This window comes from Hymenobacter glacialis, assembly GCF_001816165.1.
Taxonomy (GTDB): domain Bacteria; phylum Bacteroidota; class Bacteroidia; order Cytophagales; family Hymenobacteraceae; genus Hymenobacter; species Hymenobacter glacialis.
Genome location: NZ_MDZC01000100.1, coordinates 1 through 3261, shown reverse-complemented (window position 1 = coordinate 3261; position 3261 = coordinate 1). Strand labels below are relative to the sequence as shown.

General features: G+C 58.1%; 5 protein-coding genes. All 5 read right to left on the bottom strand.

Features of this window, described 5'->3' with window-relative positions:
• On the bottom strand, positions 1-458 hold a 458-nt coding region (locus BEN48_RS14825), incomplete at its 3' end, for a multicopper oxidase domain-containing protein (protein ID WP_158010210.1).
• A gap of 33 nt (positions 459-491) precedes the next feature.
• Positions 492-977, bottom strand: a complete 486-nt coding sequence (locus BEN48_RS14820; RefSeq protein WP_241502286.1) for a DUF305 domain-containing protein — start codon at positions 975-977, stop codon at positions 492-494.
• An 80-nt stretch (positions 978-1057) separates the two neighbouring features.
• On the bottom strand, positions 1058-1906 hold the full coding sequence (locus tag BEN48_RS14815; protein WP_070735679.1) for a formate/nitrite transporter family protein: 849 nt from the start codon (positions 1904-1906) through the stop codon (positions 1058-1060).
• 37 nt (positions 1907-1943) lie between these two features.
• Entirely contained in the window at positions 1944-2300 is a 357-nt protein-coding gene (locus tag BEN48_RS14810) for a VOC family protein (protein WP_070735678.1), read from the bottom strand.
• Between the two features lie 46 nt (positions 2301-2346).
• Positions 2347-2871 carry a hypothetical protein gene (locus BEN48_RS14805; RefSeq protein ID WP_125932672.1) on the bottom strand — a complete coding sequence of 175 codons (525 nt, stop codon included), beginning with the start codon at positions 2869-2871 and terminating at the stop codon, positions 2347-2349.
• Positions 2872-3261 lie beyond the last annotated feature (390 nt).

The window sequence follows — 3261 nt, the reverse complement described above, 5'->3', positions numbered from 1 at the left end:
TCGTAGGTCAGGCGCTCCTGACGGGGCTCGATGACGATGGCGCCGTACACGCCGCTTTGCTCCTGCAGCATGGTGTGCGAGTGGTACCAGTAGGTGCCGGCCTGCCGGAGCGCAAACTCATATTTCTGCGTCTGCCCGGGCTTGATGGGCGGCGTGTTGAGGTAGGGCACGCCGTCGTAGAAATTGGGCAGCAGCAGGCCGTGCCAGTGCACCGACGTTTCCTCGGCCATTTCATTCTTCACGTAAATCACGGCGTAGCCGCCCTCTTTGAAGCGGATGGTGGGGCCGGGAATGCCGCCGTTCACGGTCATGCCCGGCACGCTTTTACCGGCTTTGTTTACCGGCTCCTGCCGAATGGTGAGGTTGTATACGGTTGTATCGGTTTGGGCCTGGACCGGCAGGCCAGCCAGAAGCCAGATGCTAATTAATGCCAGGATTTTACTTGCAATAGAACTCATTAGGGAAGTGTACATTTCAGGAAAGGCGGCTGGTTACTGCGCGGCCTGCTCCTGTTTCAGCCGGGCCAGCATCTGCTGCATCTGCTTGATTTCGCGCTCCTGGGCCTTGATGATATCATCGGCCAGCTTGCGCACCTCGGGGTCTTTGATATCGGCCCGCTTGCTCACCATGATGGCGATGGAGTGGTGCGGAATCATGGCCTTCATCCACAGCGTGTCGCCGATAAACGTCTGGGAGCGCACCATAATGGTGGCCACCACAAACAGCACCAGGCTGCCACCCATAATCAGGGTATTGAGTTGTTTGTTGGGGTACATTTTCCACATGAAACCCATCATAATCAGCACCATGGGCACCAGCATAATCAGCGACATATACAGGCGGGTCATGCTGAAGTACACGTGGTCCCATTCGTACACGTTCAGGTACATGACAATATACATGGCGACCAGCGAGACGCCCATCATCAGAAAGAAGCGCGCGTAGGGCTTTTTGTGCTCCATTTGTTGGTGTTCCATTTTATGTTCCATTTGAAATACTAGAGCGGTGTAAGAAGATTAAACGAAGAAAGTCGTGCTTCTCCAGAAGCCACAGCTGGCTAATCGGCGGCTGTGTCGTCGGAGTCGTCGGCGGCTACCTGCGCGTGGTTGAGAGCAGCTACCAGTACTACGCCGCCCAGGATGTTGCCCAGCAGCGCCGGTACCACAAAGCCGCCTAGCACGTGCCCCCAGGAGGCTTTGCCCGATGCGGCCAGCGTAAACACTTCCGCAGAGCCCGCAATGACGTGGCTGAAATGGCAGATGCCAACAACGTAGGTCATGATGATAATCACCCAGATGCGGCCGGTTTCAGCATAAGGCAACAGCCAGACCATCAGGGCAATCAGCCAACCGGCAAAGATGCCGCGCAGCAACACAATACCAAATCCGGGGGCCAGCGCCTGTTCTCCTAAGTGGGCAAACTCGGCCCGAATGGCTGGCTCAAACACATCCGTATGCGCCACTGCCAAGGCCAGGGCCAGGCAGCCCAGCAGATTGGCCACCAGCACCACGCCCCACAACCGCAGCACGTTCCGCAGGTTGCCCCAGGTGCGTCGCTCCAGCAGCGGCATAATCGGGGTAAGCGTGTTTTCAGTGAACAGCTGCTGCCGCCCCAGTATCACCACCAAAAAGCCCAGGCTATACCCCAGGTTGGCTACCAGCGGCCGCCAGGGCGAATCGGGCAGATAGTGCGTCATTACCCCCTCCGCTATCATCGACAGCCCCATTGCCAGGCCCGCCGCCAGTCCCGACCAGAACAGGGCCCCCGACGAGCGGGACAGCTCTTCCCGGCCTTCCAGGAGAATGGCTTTGTGAATGACTTTGCTGGAGGGTGCGCTGCGCTTTTTGGCTTCCTGCTCCTTCTGAGCCGTGGCAGATTGACTGGTGGTGAGGATAGTTGAATTCATAGAAATGACTGAGTTGGCAAAAATGATAACAGCACCACTAGCCGGCTGAGTGCTCCACCGCCAGGGCATCGCTGCCCGGCTCCAGGAGCGTGAGTTGGTTGTTGGCCGGGTCGATGAAAGAGAGGCGGCCAAGGCCGGCCGCCACTATCCGGCCCTGGTTTTCGCCCGGCACCACCTGCCGGTGCTCAAACCGCAGCCGGGCGTCGGCCACCGACGCCACCGGAAGCACATGGGTCCCCGGCCGGGCCTGCGCAGAAAACATCAGCCCGTCGGTGCCCGGCAGCTGAAGCGCGGGCGGCTCCGTTTGCAGGGCTTCGGCTGGCAGGTTAAGTACGTCGGCGTACCAGTGGAGGGAGGCCAGCAGGTCGGGGGCATAAATACATTGAATGGCCATCAGCGGGGAAATACGAAGAAGAATTACGCAGAAAAAAAGCCGCTTGCTACTGCGCCGCCTGTTGCTCGTGTCGACGCCTTAGGGGCACGTCCAGCAACATGGGCACACCCTGAACGAGGGCCAGTGCCACATACTGGTACCCTTTCAGCAGATTGGGAGCGACAAGCAATAGCGCAGCGCCAAGCAGGTTGAGCAGCGTGGCCCCGGCGTACAGCTTTTTGCGCGCGCTGCCGTCTACCACCGCGGCGGTGTAGGCGAAACCCGCCGCGCCAAAAAGGAACCACAGCGTATGATAGCTGAAGTGCATCAGCGGCTTGGCTTCAATGATGTGTACGCCGAAATTTTCGACCATTGCCAGCACCGTGGCCCCGGCCCACACCCAGACCAACGCATTGGCCCGGTGGCCAAGAAGCAGGGATGCCACCAGCGGCATGGTCATCATTCCAGCCCAGGTCCACAGCACGGCAGCGTGGCCGTGCTCCAGTGTATGCCCGAGGTATTCGGTGAGCAGGTAGGCCCCGGTGACGGTGAGCCCCCACAACAGCAGCAACGACTGACGAGTAATATTCATGTGAAGGAAGCAAATGCATTCGGAATCAGCACTTACCGCATGAACTAAATACGCCGTTTCTAACGGTAGCTGGTGTGGCTTCAAATAGTCACAAGCATGATTGGCACACGCCCTCAAGCAGTAATATTGGGCTCCGGCATATCACAGATTACTTATTATTTGCGCAGGTAGTTACATCAGCTTGGCTACGCTTCAGCTTATCTATGCTCGCTGAGACAACAAAAACGCCCGGTCGTGCCGGGCATTTTTGATTAATAGAACGGCGGAATTAAGCCACTTGAATCTCAAAGCCAGCTTCTTCGATGGCCCGCATCACCTGCTCGGCCGTGAGCGTATCGGAACTCACTGTGAGCAGCTTATCGGGGTTGGCGGTGTCTACCTGCCAGTTGC

What these genes read in the sequence shown, in the direction of transcription:
- BEN48_RS14820 (WP_241502286.1), bottom strand. Translation starts at nt 977, where the DNA reads ATGGAACACCAACAAATGGAGCACAAAAAGCCCTACGCGCGCTTCTTT.
- BEN48_RS14815 (WP_070735679.1), bottom strand. Translation starts at nt 1,906, where the DNA reads ATGAATTCAACTATCCTCACCACCAGTCAATCTGCCACGGCTCAGAAG.
- BEN48_RS14810 (WP_070735678.1), bottom strand. Translation starts at nt 2,300, where the DNA reads ATGGCCATTCAATGTATTTATGCCCCCGACCTGCTGGCCTCCCTCCAC.
- BEN48_RS14805 (WP_125932672.1), bottom strand. Translation starts at nt 2,871, where the DNA reads ATGAATATTACTCGTCAGTCGTTGCTGCTGTTGTGGGGGCTCACCGTC.